At 43.5% G+C, this 13,493-nt stretch carries 13 protein-coding genes; 4 read left to right on the plus strand and 9 right to left on the minus strand.

What is annotated here, in order from left to right:
* Window positions 1-58: 58 nt before the first annotated feature.
* Together uvrD and MSG37_RS14635 are read right to left on the minus strand one after the other, a co-directional pair.
* Entirely contained in the window at window positions 59-2,224 is a 2,166-nt protein-coding gene (gene uvrD, locus MSG37_RS14630) for a DNA helicase II (RefSeq protein ID WP_248471392.1), read from the minus strand.
* 130 nt (window positions 2,225-2,354) lie between these two features.
* Window positions 2,355-2,708, minus strand: a complete 354-nt coding sequence (locus MSG37_RS14635; RefSeq protein ID WP_248471393.1) for a RidA family protein — start codon at window positions 2,706-2,708, stop codon at window positions 2,355-2,357.
* 372 nt (window positions 2,709-3,080) lie between these two features.
* Between MSG37_RS14635 and MSG37_RS14640 the strand changes: the two genes are divergently transcribed.
* Window positions 3,081-5,153: an EAL domain-containing protein gene (locus MSG37_RS14640; RefSeq protein WP_248471394.1), complete on the plus strand. Its 2,073-nt coding sequence runs from the start codon at window positions 3,081-3,083 to the stop codon at window positions 5,151-5,153.
* Between the two features lie 120 nt (window positions 5,154-5,273).
* Here MSG37_RS14640 and MSG37_RS14645 read toward each other — a convergent pair whose 3' ends face one another.
* From MSG37_RS14645 to MSG37_RS14660, 4 genes are all read right to left on the minus strand, one after another.
* On the minus strand, window positions 5,274-5,687 hold the full coding sequence (locus tag MSG37_RS14645; protein WP_248471395.1) for an NUDIX domain-containing protein: 414 nt from the start codon (window positions 5,685-5,687) through the stop codon (window positions 5,274-5,276).
* 163 nt (window positions 5,688-5,850) lie between these two features.
* Complete coding sequence (locus MSG37_RS14650) at window positions 5,851-6,792, minus strand: stomatin-like protein (RefSeq protein WP_248471396.1); 942 nt, start codon at window positions 6,790-6,792, stop codon at window positions 5,851-5,853.
* Window positions 6,792-7,721 (minus strand): slipin family protein, encoded by a 930-nt coding sequence (locus tag MSG37_RS14655; RefSeq protein WP_248471397.1) that lies wholly within the window; start codon window positions 7,719-7,721, stop codon window positions 6,792-6,794. Before MSG37_RS14655 ends, MSG37_RS14650 begins: the two co-directional genes overlap by 1 nt.
* A gap of 23 nt (window positions 7,722-7,744) precedes the next feature.
* Window positions 7,745-8,230 (minus strand): NfeD family protein, encoded by a 486-nt coding sequence (locus MSG37_RS14660; protein WP_248471398.1) that lies wholly within the window; start codon window positions 8,228-8,230, stop codon window positions 7,745-7,747.
* 392 nt (window positions 8,231-8,622) lie between these two features.
* Here MSG37_RS14660 and MSG37_RS14665 point away from each other — a divergent pair, with 392 nt between their 5' ends.
* Window positions 8,623-9,375: an ion channel protein Tsx gene (locus MSG37_RS14665; RefSeq protein WP_248471399.1), complete on the plus strand. Its 753-nt coding sequence runs from the start codon at window positions 8,623-8,625 to the stop codon at window positions 9,373-9,375.
* Between the two features lie 97 nt (window positions 9,376-9,472).
* On the opposite strand, the gene udp is transcribed toward MSG37_RS14665, so the two are convergent.
* Window positions 9,473-10,231, minus strand: coding sequence for a uridine phosphorylase (udp, locus tag MSG37_RS14670; protein ID WP_248471400.1), 759 nt, complete (start codon window positions 10,229-10,231; stop codon window positions 9,473-9,475).
* A 483-nt stretch (window positions 10,232-10,714) separates the two neighbouring features.
* Here udp and MSG37_RS14675 point away from each other — a divergent pair, with 483 nt between their 5' ends.
* A complete protein-coding gene (locus MSG37_RS14675; RefSeq protein ID WP_248471451.1) occupies window positions 10,715-10,930 on the plus strand; it encodes a DUF465 domain-containing protein in 216 nt (71 codons plus the stop codon).
* Between the two features lie 62 nt (window positions 10,931-10,992).
* On the opposite strand, the gene MSG37_RS14680 is transcribed toward MSG37_RS14675, so the two are convergent.
* Window positions 10,993-11,451, minus strand: coding sequence for a hypothetical protein (locus MSG37_RS14680; protein ID WP_248471401.1), 459 nt, complete (start codon window positions 11,449-11,451; stop codon window positions 10,993-10,995).
* Window positions 11,452-11,663: 212 nt separating this feature from the next.
* On the opposite strand from MSG37_RS14680, the gene MSG37_RS14685 reads away from it, so the two are divergent.
* The gene (locus MSG37_RS14685; RefSeq protein WP_248471402.1) at window positions 11,664-12,503 is read left to right on the plus strand and encodes a mechanosensitive ion channel family protein; all 840 of its coding nucleotides are present in this window, start codon (window positions 11,664-11,666) and stop codon (window positions 12,501-12,503) included.
* A gap of 54 nt (window positions 12,504-12,557) precedes the next feature.
* On the opposite strand, the gene MSG37_RS14690 is transcribed toward MSG37_RS14685, so the two are convergent.
* A complete protein-coding gene (locus tag MSG37_RS14690) occupies window positions 12,558-13,442 on the minus strand; it encodes a radical SAM protein (RefSeq protein WP_248471403.1) in 885 nt (294 codons plus the stop codon).
* Window positions 13,443-13,493: the final 51 nt, after the last annotated feature.

Here is a 13,493-nt window from a genome sequence, read left to right on the forward strand (position 1 = left end):
CTGTTATCGGCTAAAAATAAGGCTGAGTCTACGCTCAGCCTTAATTTCTAACCAGGATTTACAATGACTCTAAACGGGCGTAAGCGATCACTAACCACTTACTACCAACATCCAAGAAGTTAACTTGAATACGCGCCTGCGCACCGCTGCCCTCATAGTTAGTCACAGTGCCTTCACCAAACTTAGGATGCATCACACGTTGGCCAATCTTAAAGCCTGAATCATTAAAGGCATCATCTTGCTTACCAAAGCGAGTGCTCACTGCAGGCGCTGAAACTTGGGTACGCATGCGGATCTCTTGTACGTATTGCTCTGGAATTTCCTTAACAAAACGCGATGGTCTGGCAAAGCTTTCACGACCATAGATACGGCGTGATTCAGCATAGGTGATATAGAGCTTTTGCATGGCGCGGGTCATCCCCACATAACAAAGACGGCGCTCTTCATCGAGGCGGTCACCTTCATCAATGGCCATTTGGCTTGGGAATAATCCTTCTTCTACCCCCGCCATAAACACCATAGGGAACTCTAGACCTTTGGCCGAGTGCAATGTCATTAGCTGCACCGCATCGGTAAACTCATCCGCTTGACCTTCACCCGCTTCTAATGCTGCATGAGACAAGAAAGCATTTAGCTCGCCCATATCTTCAAGATCTTCTGGCATAACAAAACTACGCGCAGCCGTTACTAACTCTTCTAAGTTTTCTACACGAGCACGCGCTTTCTCACTTTTCTCCGCTTCATACATGGCCTTTAGCCCTGAGGTTTGGATCACATGATCTGTCATGCGATGCAGAGATTGCTCGTCAGTGTCCATACGCATGGCAATAATCAAGTCCATAAAGCCACGTACAGCGTTTGCTGCACGGCCTGCGAGGACTTTCTCTTCAAGTAAGCGAACACTCGCTTCCCACAAGGTCATCTCCTGTTGGCGCGCTGTGGTACGAATAATCTCTAAGGTGCGGTCGCCAATACCACGAGTTGGGGTATTCACCACACGCTCAAAGGCGGCATCATCATTCTTGTTATTAATCAGACGCAAATAACCCATTGCATCTTTAATCTCTTGGCGTTCGAAGAAGCGCAAGCCGCCATAAATTCGATAGGCGATACCTTTATGTAATAATGCCTCTTCCAAAACACGAGACTGCGCGTTAGAGCGATATAAAATAGCACAATCTTCTAACTTGCCACCTTCGTCTTGCCAGTCAGTGATACGGCCAACGATAAAGCGTGCTTCGTCCATTTCGTTAAAGGCGCAGTACAGACCAATTGGCTCACCGTCTTTATCGTCGGTCCATAGCTTTTTACCCATACGATCTGGGTTATTGGCAATCAACTCGTTCGAGGCATTTAGGATATTGCCACTAGAACGGTAGTTTTGTTCTAGTCGAATGGTTTGTGCTGCAGGGAAGTCAGCTAAAAACTTATGTAAGTTCTCAACCTGGGCGCCTCGCCAACCATAAATAGACTGATCGTCATCACCAACAATCATCACATTGGCCGTTGAGCCCGCAAGCACGCGGATCCAAGCATATTGGATGGCGTTGGTATCTTGGAATTCGTCTACCAAGATATGTTTAAATCTGTCTTGGTAGTGATCCAAAATATGCGGCTTGTTAAGCCACAGTTCATGGGCTCTTAGCAGAATTTCAGCAAAATCGACCAAGCCTGCGCGATCGCACGAGTCTTGATAGATTTGATAAATCTTTAGCAGGTTTTGTTCAATCGGAAAGCCGCCAGCATCGATGTGCGATGGACGCAGACCTAAGTCTTTCTTACCATTGATATAGCCTTGTGCTTGTCTTGGCGGATATTGCTTCTCGTCCAAGTTAAGGCTTTTTAAAATACGTTTGATTAGACGCAACTGATCGTCTGAATCTAAAATTTGGAAGCTTTCAGGTAGATTGGCATCTTTGTAATGGGTGCGCAGTAATCGATGAGCTAAGCCGTGGAAAGTACCAATCCACATGCGGCTCATATTGCCACCAGCCACTTTTTCAACGCGCTCGCGCATCTCCTTGGCCGCTTTATTGGTAAAGGTTACCGCTAAAATGGCATAAGGGCTTTGCTGTTCAACCTGCATTAACCAAGCAATTCTGTGGGTTAACACCCGCGTTTTGCCACTACCTGCGCCCGCTAGCACTAACATGCTAGATTGCGGTGCACCAACAGCTTCGCGCTGCTTATCATTTAGGCCGTCGAGTAAAGAAGATACGTCCATTATTGCCTCCAAAAAATCAGGCGGGCAGTATAACAGATGCAGAGAAGCTCAGGATAGAATATGCGAGATCGCGATGGTGAAAATCATGCTATTGCCAAAGCGACACGTCGCCTTGGCAATCACTTAGCTATTACGCTTTTTCTGCAGCAACCACTGAAATCTCTACCAACAAGGCTTCACGGGCCATCTTAGCTTCAACACAAGCACGAGCTGGTGCAAAACCCGCTGGCACCCAAGCATCCCAAACTGCGTTCATCTCTGCAAAGTATTGCATGTCTTTTATGTATATCGTTGCCGACAAGATATGCTCTCTATCGCTACCAGCTTGCTCTAGCAAAGCATCAACTTTTTCCAGCATAGTGCGCGTTTGCTCAGTGATGTCTTGCTCGGCATCTTTTGCCACCTGGCCACATAAATAGATAGTGCCGTTATGCTTAACAATGCGACTCATGCGGGCTGCGGTTTCGATTCTTTCAATAGTCATATTTTGCTCATTAACTCAATTTATAAAGGCGTGTCGATATAATTTCCGCCTAGAGTCTAACTAGCGAAACACATTTTTCCAATGAAAAATACTTATGATTCAAACGGATGTTTTGTATACGTTCGCATGATTTACTATTTCGCTTTTAAAGTCCTATACTTAAACACAATAGGTAATCAACGGATTTGATTTTCTGCGTGCTTAAAGGACTAAACATGACTTATTTCAACGCCCCTCTCAGCTTTATCTCTCGCGTAAGCACTCCTTGGGTTACCTGGTCCATTCGCTACCAATCTAGTCGCTCTAAACGCCACCGCAGCTTGCAACGATTATTCATCGTTAGTTGTACACAGGCATTCTAGGAGCAAAGCTATGCAAGCAAATAAAAAGCCCCCAATAACTCTTACTCATTTATGCCTAGTTATGCTTATCGCATCAATAGTTACTGGCATATGCTGGACGTTAAACTTATTTCAGCAGCAGCCTGCGCTTGAATTGATTATTCCATCATTTCTAGTGGCTAACATAGTTATTGCCGCGGGTATTTGGCTGAGGTTCCGCCAACAATCGAGTCGAGTCTCTCAACTCAGTACTCACATAGCCAATAGCTTTTTAAAGTCGCAAAACCATAAAACAGAATCTGCTCACGACCAGGATCCATTAGGTAAGCTCGAAGTCAACGTCCAACAATTAAGCCAACACCTTAGTAACGAGTTATCGCGCTCCTCAAAACAGCAGCAACCACAAGAAAACGGCCAACTTTTATCAGCTATTTTAGACTCGGCAGCCGTAGCGGTTTACGCCGTAGATAGTTCCGGTACCTGTATCTATGCCAACCCGCAATGTGCTCAGTTATTGGGTTATAGCACCCCAGCCGACCTGCTTAATGTCAATATGCGACAAATCATCGATCAAAATGCCGCTCAAAGCTGTATCGACCTTACCATTCAGGATATTAAAGAAGACACATTTTGGCGCGCAGACGGTAGTAGCTTTCCTGTTGAATATAAGTCACAACCTCTGGACTTAGGTGAGCAACATAAAGGCGCAGTGATCTCTTTTTACGATAACAGCGAACGTTTAGAAGCTGAGGCACTTATTCGCCATCAAGCTCACTACGATACCCTCACCGATCTACCAAACCGATTCTTGGCACTAAAGAGACTTGAACAACTGGTTGAGGCCAGTGAACGCAACGAGCAGATGATTGCTGTGATCTTTTTAGACCTGGACGATTTCAAGAAGATTAATGACTCACTCGGTCATGAAGCCGGAGACCAACTGCTTATCACCGCATCAGAGCGATTGCTCAAAGCCACTCGCGCCGAAGACACTGTTGGCCGCTTAGGTGGCGACGAATTTATTATTTTGCTCGATGGGCTCTCTAGCGCCAATGATGCCCAGCCTTTGGCTGAAAACCTTATTGCAGGCTTTAGAAAGCCATTTTACATTGATAATCGCCAGCTAATTTTGACTGCCAGCATTGGTATTGCGATTTACCCCAATGACGGTAAAACCCCATCAGAGCTGCTGCGCAACGCTGACTCAGCCATGTACCACACTAAGAGTATTGGCCGAAATACCTATTCATACTTCACCCATGCAATGAACAAAGAAGTATCTCGCCGCCTAGCCATTGAGGAGCAGATCCATGGCGCTTTAGCTCGCAATGAGCTAACGGTACATTACCAAATTCAGCTCGACATTCGTGACGGCACCATTATGGGAGCCGAGGCACTCCTGCGCTGGGATAACCCGACATTGGGCAGTGTGTCACCGGCAGAGTTTATTCCTATTGCTGAGCAAACAGGTGTCATCGAACCTATGGGTGATTTTATTTTGCAGCGCTCACTTGAAGCGGCACGCACTTGGCAGCAAACATTTAATGACAACTTTAGGGTGGCAATTAACTTATCACCTAGACAGTTTAGAAATCCAAACCTAGTACAATCAATTAAAGACAAAGTCGCAGAAGCAGGTATGAAACCGGCAGATTTAGAGCTAGAAATCACTGAAGGAGTGCTGCTGAGTGGCCATGCTTATACCTTAGATGCCTTAATGCAATTGAGTAAAGCCGGCTTTTGTATCTCTATGGATGACTTTGGTACTGGCTACTCATCACTGAGTTACTTGCGCACTTACCCATTTAAAATCCTTAAGATCGATCGCAGCTTCATTAACGACATGAATAAGGATGATAAGAGTAAAGAGCTGATCATCGCGACCATTGAGATGGCACATGCGTTAGGTATACAGGTGATTGCAGAGGGGGTTGAAACTCAAAAGCAGCTAGATGAACTCTGCTTTATGATGTGTGATTACGCTCAGGGCTTTTTAATTAGCAAGCCAGCAGCTTTTGATGAGTTACTTATAATTGGCGAGAAATATCAGGCATTGCACCAAAAGTTAGTGCAGCAGAATAATCACACTCTCAAGGTGATATAAGTGCAAAGTACTTATTTCCAATGCTAACTTTAGACGCTTACTTGAAGTACTTGCCTTAAAAAAACTAGCTTCAATAACAAGCTAAAACGCCACACTACAAATGCCGTAAGTGGTCTATAACTAAAACTTACGGCTTTTCACCACGCCACTATAATTTAGACAATCTTCGATTCGCTGTTTTTGCACAGCGCTAAGGCTAGACACAGGTATAAAACGGTACTCGCTGTGCTCATCACTCAGGGTAATATTTGCAGCTTCGGCCAACTCACATTTAAAGATAAACGCTTGTGAATCATAGGCTTGATGATAACAAACACCGCTAAGGTAGTTAACTGTAACCGCTGCACCAAGCTCTTCTAAACATTCACGCAGCAAGGCCTCATGAATAGTTTCCCCAGGCTCCAAAGCTCCACCCGGTAGACCCCAGTCACAATGACCATAAGTCGCTTTAAGCAATAGCACTTTGGGCTCTGTCTCACCTTGCTCAATAATCACCGCATGACTGCTCAGGCGGAACTTATCATTAAATGCCATATGCCTACCTTTAATATCAATTGGTATCATTTGCTGTCCGCCATTATCTCTAGCTTAACTAATACCAAAAAAAGTGTTAATCCCATAGAGGACTAACACTTTCGTTTTTTCGTTAGCTATAGCACTTGCTAAACAAACATGGCGACAAAACTGTATCGCGCATTTACTTTGGTTTTGGTGTTTCTTCCAAACCTATGCTGTTCATCCAATGGTCAAAGTCCATCATGTTACCAGGCAAAATAACTTTGCTTTGGCCACTGCTAACACCATCAAGCTGCTTGAGATATTGCGCACCCAACTGCATACGCACTACATTTTTACCGCCCGGTGCGGCAATTACGGTAGCCATACGCTCAATCGACTCAGCGGTCGCTCGAGCAATCGTTAAGATCTCTTCACCTTTACCTTCAGCCTCGTTGATACGGCGCTGCATTTCACCTTCAGAGTGGTTAATGGTTTCGGTTTTAATACCTTCAGAGCGGTTAATTTTGCTCTGTTTGTCACCTTCACTTTTTGCCAGTAATGCACGGCGTTCACGCTCGGCATTTACTTGCATTTCCATGGCGTTTTTAACCGTTTCTGGTGGGGTAATGTTTTTAATCTCGTAACGGTGTACACGAATGCCCCACATAGCACCGGCTTGATCTAGCACTTCAACCACTTTCGCGCTGATCACATCACGCTCTTCAAAGGTACGGTCCAAATCTAGCGTACCAATCACGCTTCGCGTTGTGGTTTGTGCCAACTGAATAGCTGCATAGCGGTAATCAGTTACCCCGTAACTTGCTTTAACCGGATCAACCACAGAGATATAGATAACCCCGTCAACTTCAACATTGACTTCATCACAAGAGAAACACTCCTGTGGCGGCACATCAATGGTTTCCTCTTTTAGGTCGTGGATGTAAGCCACTTTATCAACGAATGGTACTAATGCATGAAAACCTGCATCTAAGGTTGAGTGGTACTTACCTAAACGCTCGACAATGTAAGCTGATTTTGTTGGAACTAAGCGAATCGACTGAAACAGCTTAATCACAAAGATAGCAAAAATTAAGCCCCAAATGGCCATGACGATCATATCGGTATTAATGCCTGCAATCATTAGCGTGCTCCTTTTGCTGAGTTGGCTGTTACTGCGCTAGTAACCTGCTCCATGCCTTCAAAAAAACCTTCGATTTTAGCCAGCTCTGCAGGTACTACCGACACATCAGCTTCACCTAAGATTTTACCGACTTGCGCAATAAACTGCTCTTTAAGCTGCATATTCATCGCTTCGTTGCCGCCATCTTTTGCTAGTGCAGCAGATACCAGCTCCATACCCTCAGCCTTTGCCCGAGCAATTATCGCAATTTCCTGTGCGGTACCTTTTGCCTCGTTAATTCGACGCTGCTTTTCACCTTCAGACAGGTTGATAGCCTCTTGGCGCTCACCTTCAGAAAGGTTAATCATGGCCGCCTTTTCAGCATTCGCTAAGGTAATTTCTGCACGCTTGCTACGCTCAGCTTCCATTTGCTTTTCAAGGGTATGAATAACTTTACGTGATGGGGTAATGTTTTTAATCTCGTAGCGCAGTACTTTAATGCCCCAAGGATCAGAGGCTTTATCAATTTCACGCACAATAGACTCGTTAAGACTGTCTCGCTCAGAGAAGGTTTGGCTAAGACTTAGCTTACCAATTTCAGATCGCATGGTGGTTTGCGCCAGATTCACTGCCGCGCGGCGATAATCTTCAATACCGTAACTGGCAAGCTTGCCATCCATCACTTTTAGATAGACTAAACCGTCAACTTCTAGCTGAGTGTTATCTTTTGAAATACAGCTTTGTGGCGGTACATCAAGTACTTGTTCACGGATCTCATGCTTATAAGCAACGCGGTCGAAAAATGGAATTAGAAAGTGAAAACCTGGCTGTAATACGGTGCGAAATTTACCAAGGCGCTCAATCACATTGACCTCACGCATAGGCACAATAAGCAGTAATTTGTAGAGAATAAAAAACACAAACAGAACAAACAGTGTAATTCCGAACATAAATAGATTCCTTCCTTTTTAAATCAATGGCTTTTAGGCGAAAAGTGCTCACTATCAGCCGTAATCGGCTCGACCACTAAGGCGATGTTGTCGCGGCAAATAATCCTCACCTGAGAGCCAGCAGCAATCTCGCTACCATCTCCTAAAGCAGGCCATTCACTGCCTTGAAATTCAATACGCCCCAACTGTTGCGCTGGACCTATGGTTTGTTTGACGATGGCGAGTTGATTGTAAATATCTAACTCTTCATCAGTGTTATCGACATGGGCATCGCCGCCGACTAACTTTTGCGTGACCTGACGAAACGCCAGTAGAAGAACCATAGATGCGATAAACCAAAGCGTTAGACTTTGAGTTATTCCTTCAACTAAACCTATAGTCAAAGCGCCAGCAACGATTAAGCAAGCCGCACCTAAAAAGATCACTATACCACCGGGTAAAATGATCTCAGCCAGCATAAGCAAGATGCCTATACATGCCCAGATTAGAATAGGATTTGAAAACTCCATATTTCCCCCTGAAAATGGAAAATCTACAACGACTATATCAGTTGCAGCTGAATAATACGACATATTATGTCAACATCTTCCACCCCAAACTGTAACAAAAACCATCCAGCAGGTTTACTGCGCCCACACTAACATGGGCATAATCAAGAGTAAAAGTCAGTAAGAGTGATTAACAACGTTTGCTAAAAGGGATAATGAACAAGCAAATAAAAATAACTAAAGCCTTTTGCTTCATAGGGTTAAGCGGTAGAAAATTTGATTAAAGAAAAAACACTCACAAACTCTTTGAACATTGTCAGCAAAACGCCTATATTCCCCGCGAATAAAACCCATGCTTTAGCAGGGGTTTATATACCTAGATCTTCGACCTCAATAAAAATAAAGGCGTTATGATGAACAACAAACTTCTATGTCTAGCTTTACTCGCTAGCCCTGCTGCAATGGCCGATAACTTGGTTAATTGGTGGGACGTTAGTGTTACCGCTCTACATGGTGAGAATTACGATTTAGCTCCTTCTGACAAGCAAACCACGCTGACTTTTGAAACTGCAGGTGACTGGAAATATGGCGACTGGTTCGCTTTCCAAGATGTTATATTTTTTAATGGAGCAAATGGCGGCAAAGACGATACGACCTACGGCGAGATCTCGACCCGCTTAAGTGCTGGCAAGATTTTAGGTAAGCAAATTGGCTTTGGCCCTGTAACTGACTTATCACTAGCGCTAGCGTTAGAAGAAGGCGAAGGCCCAGTTAAGAGCTTTTTATACGGTATTGGTATGGATATTAACGTACCTTATTTCAGCTACTTCCAGCTAAATACTTACCGTCGTCATGCTTCTGGTAGTGAAAACATCAGTGATGGCTGGCAGTTATCACCGTCGTTTAGAATGGACTTTCCAGTTGGCAACTCAAACATCGTACTTGATGGTTATATCGATTGGGTATTTGCCACTGACGAAGCTGCCTATGAGAGCAACTTCCATTTCAACCCACAGCTCAAGTATGACTTAGGCGCGGTTGTGTTAGGTGAGCACCAAAAGAACAAGCTGTTTGTTGGTATCGAGTATGATTACTGGCAAAACAAATATGGTGTTAATGGCATAGATCAAAACACTTACTCTGTGATTGCTAAGTACCATTTCTAAATTTGAGCAAGCAATTAAGCATTAAAAAAGGCGCTGAAAGCGCCTTTTTTGTGGGTAAAACTAAGCCAATAAGCTCAACCCAAAGCTAAGCCAAAAGTTAAGCCAATAGTTTCTTTGCTGCTGCAACCACGATAGAAACCGCACTCACTTCGGTTTTCTTCATGGTAGCTTCATCAGGGATCTCTTGCTGAGTACGGTTTACAATCACGCCCGCAACACATGCTGCACGCCAACCTTGTGAAGCACACATGGTAAATAGCGTTGAAGATTCCATCTCGTAGTTAAGCACGCCTAAGTCCTGCCATTCTTGCATTGAGCCTTTGAACTGACGCGTTACGCGGCCAGATACTGTGTCATAACGCTCTTGGCCTGGGTAGAAGGTATCTGACGATGCCGTAATACCGATGTGAGGCTCAAGGCCCGCTTCACGACTTGCTGCAACCATAGCTGTAGTACAATCAAAGTTGGCTACCGCTGGGTATTCCATTGGTGCAAAGTGCAAGCTCGCGCCATCTAAACGCACAGAGGCTTGAGTAACGATAACATCACCCACATTCACATGTGGTTGAATTGCCCCTGTTGTACCAACACGTAAGAAAGTACGCACACCAAGTTGAGCCAGTTCTTCAATTGCAATAGAGGTAGATGGACCACCAATGCCGGTTGAACACACAACTACGGGTTTGCCGTCGATATAAGCCAAATAACTGGTATATTCACGGTGACTTGCTAAAAAGGTCGCATTTTCCATTAACTCGGCAATACGCTTAACGCGTTCAGGATCACCTGGCACGATCGCTAAGCTAGCACCATCTAACATCTCTTTAGTTAAGCCTAAATGAAATACATCAGACATCGTGAAAACCCCTTTCATTTTTGATATTAATAATCGGATTAAAGCGACTTTAACCTAGTCGCCACCCATAAAAGGTTAACTAGATCACACTTTTCCAGCCAAGAGTCAATGAAATGTCGTAATCTAGTTACCAACACATCAAATCAACAGAGCTAAAATATAGCAGTTACAACTGATACTGCCAGCTTAAAGCCCCCACCTTTACAAAGCTAAATTCAATGTGTATTGATAATAATTATATAGAATATTAGCAACAACTTAGCTAGCCAAAAGGCTTAGAAATGGTACTCACTATTTGCTGCGTTTTTCTTGTTTACCAGCCACATTTTTCACCTTAAAAACGCTGACAAATCCCCTTCTAAAAAGTTAACAACTTAATCGCTCATTATTCGATCAGCATCACATTTAACGCTCAATAATCGCGCTAGTTTAAAAGTGAAGTAAATGATTAATCCGCACCAAAACAGCCAAAAGGACGCCTGCATGTTTCCAGAGTACCGAGAACTTATCAGCCAATTAAAAACATCTGACGCACACTTCCAAAAGAAGTTTAACAAGCATAATGAACTCGATGAGGAGATAAAAAACCTGGAAAAGAGTAACGCTAGCGATTACACATCTGAAGTGCATGAACTAAAAGTGAAAAAGCTACATTTAAAAGAAGAGATCTACGATATTTTAAAAGGTCACTCCAGCTAAGTTGCCATTTTTAAGGCAATAAAAAAGGGCGCTAAGCGCCCTTTTTAGATGTTTTTAGCCTACTATTTCAATGCAGCAAGTAAATCAGTTGTCGTTGCAAAGAATGTAATCTTAGTGATTTGGTTATTGTTTAGCTCAATCAAAGTCGCCTGATCTTTTTCTGCAGGTAACGGCTTAGTTTGCTCACCTTCATTGTCTAGTGCGACTCGGTAAGGAAACTTTTTAAACTGAGGTAATGCAACAAAACGTGCAATCAAAGACGGCATACCACTGATGTCTGCCACATAAATTAATCCAGTGTCGCTGACTAATTCAGGTTCCGCTTCTAGCGCTTCTTGAATCAAGGTTCCGCCATCCATACTGCGGCTAAAGAGCACTTTAGTGGTGCTGCTATCAACGTTGTAAACCGCTTCGTGCTGATCTTGCAAATTGATATCAGTGATTTGATCGCCAACCTGATAAGTATTAGCCAAAACAGATGTGGTAAACAGGCTACATAAAGCGAAAATAAGTGCTCTCATAATTGGACTCGACAAATTAGAATTAGCAGAAAGAATAACCTATTATTGAAATAGCTACAGTAAACTTCGCGGCAAAGCTTGATCCTCTTCACGCAAAGGTTTTTCAGTCATTAATGAATCAAGTCTTTCGCTATACATATATAAATTCTAAGTTACAAAATCCTGTTTATTCAGTAATCTAATTAGCAGACGTTGTCATAAGGGATACAAAAATGGAAGAGCAAGGATTAGACCAAGAAATAGCGCAGTTACAGAATGCCTATACCGCTATAACTGAATTTTTAGTGCAGTATAGTTTTAGTATTCTTGGTGCCATTATTATCTTCTTAATTGGCCTATGGATAGCGTCTAAGGTGGCCAACCTTGTTACCCGCATTTTTGAAAAGCATGAAATAGATATCACCCTAAGTAACTTCACCAGTAACTTTGTTCGTATACTCATTATTGTAATGGTCGGGGTCATTGCACTAGGTAAATTAGGTATTAGCGTCACCCCTATGGTTGCTGCAATTGGTGCCGCATCATTAGGTGCCGGTTTAGCCCTACAAGGCATGCTGGCTAATTACGCCGCAGGTATTACCATTATTGTTACTCGCCCTTTTATTGTCGGCAATACTATCGAGATTAAAGGCGTAGGTGGGCTGGTTAAAGATATCCACTTGGGGATGACAGTATTAACTAACGAAGAAGGCGAAGAGATTAATATCCCTAACAAGCACATAGTTGGCGAAATCTTGCATAACTCTTTTGCCAACAAGTTAGTTGAGACCAAGTTTAATATCAGTTATCAGGCAAATACTGAAGAAGTCATCGCCATGCTCGCTAAAGTGCTCGCCGATAGCCCAAGAGTATTTGAGGGCGATAAAGCCCAAGTGGGTATTAATGATTTCAATAGTATCGGTATTGAGATTGGTATTCGCTATTGGGTACCAACCGAAAGCTACTTCCAAGATAAGTACCAAACTAATGCAGAACTTTTTAAAGCTTTAAAGCAGGCGAATATCGAGATCCCTTGCCCTGTTAAACAGGTCCAAATTCAAGAGCATCTGTAAATCAATCCGCCTCATTCAAAAAAGAGCAGCTAAGGCTGCTCTTTTGCTAATTAGCTATAATCCTCTTTGCCACTCTTGGCGTAAAGCAATACGCTCCGGTGTTGTCATTGCCGCTTCAACTTGGGCGACTAGGCTAGCTTTGTCTTTACCTAGTATGCCTTTAAGTACTAAATAATTAGATGCGTGATCTGAGCGAAACACGGTTTTACCTAGCTCTAGATGGCTCAGCAAGATATGCATCTCAGTAAATAACTGCGCTTGATTCGGTAACTGAAAATGACCGTCAAAAGAGGCGTCCATACACTCGGTGCCTAAAGGCAGAGTCACCACTAAGGTCGACAAGTATTCTGGCTGGGCTGCATTCATTAATTTGGCAGAGTTTTCAGCATGCTGCTTAGATAGCTCAACGCCACCTAAACCATTTAATATCATTACTGAAGCCTTAATACCCGCGGCTTTAATTTTTTGCAGCGCCGCTAAAGAAGAGGCGTAGGTTTCACCTTTTTTAATCCGTGTAAGCACTTCGTCATCGCCACTTTCACAACCGATATAAAGCAAGCTTAGCCCTAGCTCTCTTAAGCGCTGCAGCTGCTGTGGCGTTTTGTTATTGATGTTACGTGGTAAGCAATAACTGCTAATACGAGTCACGTTAGGTAGGTATTGTTTTATCAACAAACAGATAGCTTCTAAGCGTGCAAAAGGCAAGGTCATCGCATCACCATCAGCCAAAAATACTCGGCTGATATGCGCTTTAGAGTTAGCCAGCGCCAAAAGATCTTGCTCTATCTTATCGGCCTTTTGTGCTCGAAAGCGTTTTTGTGGCTCGGTGTACATGTCGCAAAAGCTACATTGATTCCAGCTGCAACCATTAGTGACTTGCAGGATCAGAGACTTCCACTCCGATGGTGGACGAAATACAGGTTCAATATAGTTAAGCACGACTCACTCCTTCATAGCGCTATATCAATTCAGCCAGCATATCAGCCAAGA

The sequence above is a fragment of the Shewanella sp. 1CM18E genome (assembly GCF_023161665.1).
Lineage (GTDB): Bacteria > Pseudomonadota > Gammaproteobacteria > Enterobacterales > Shewanellaceae > Shewanella.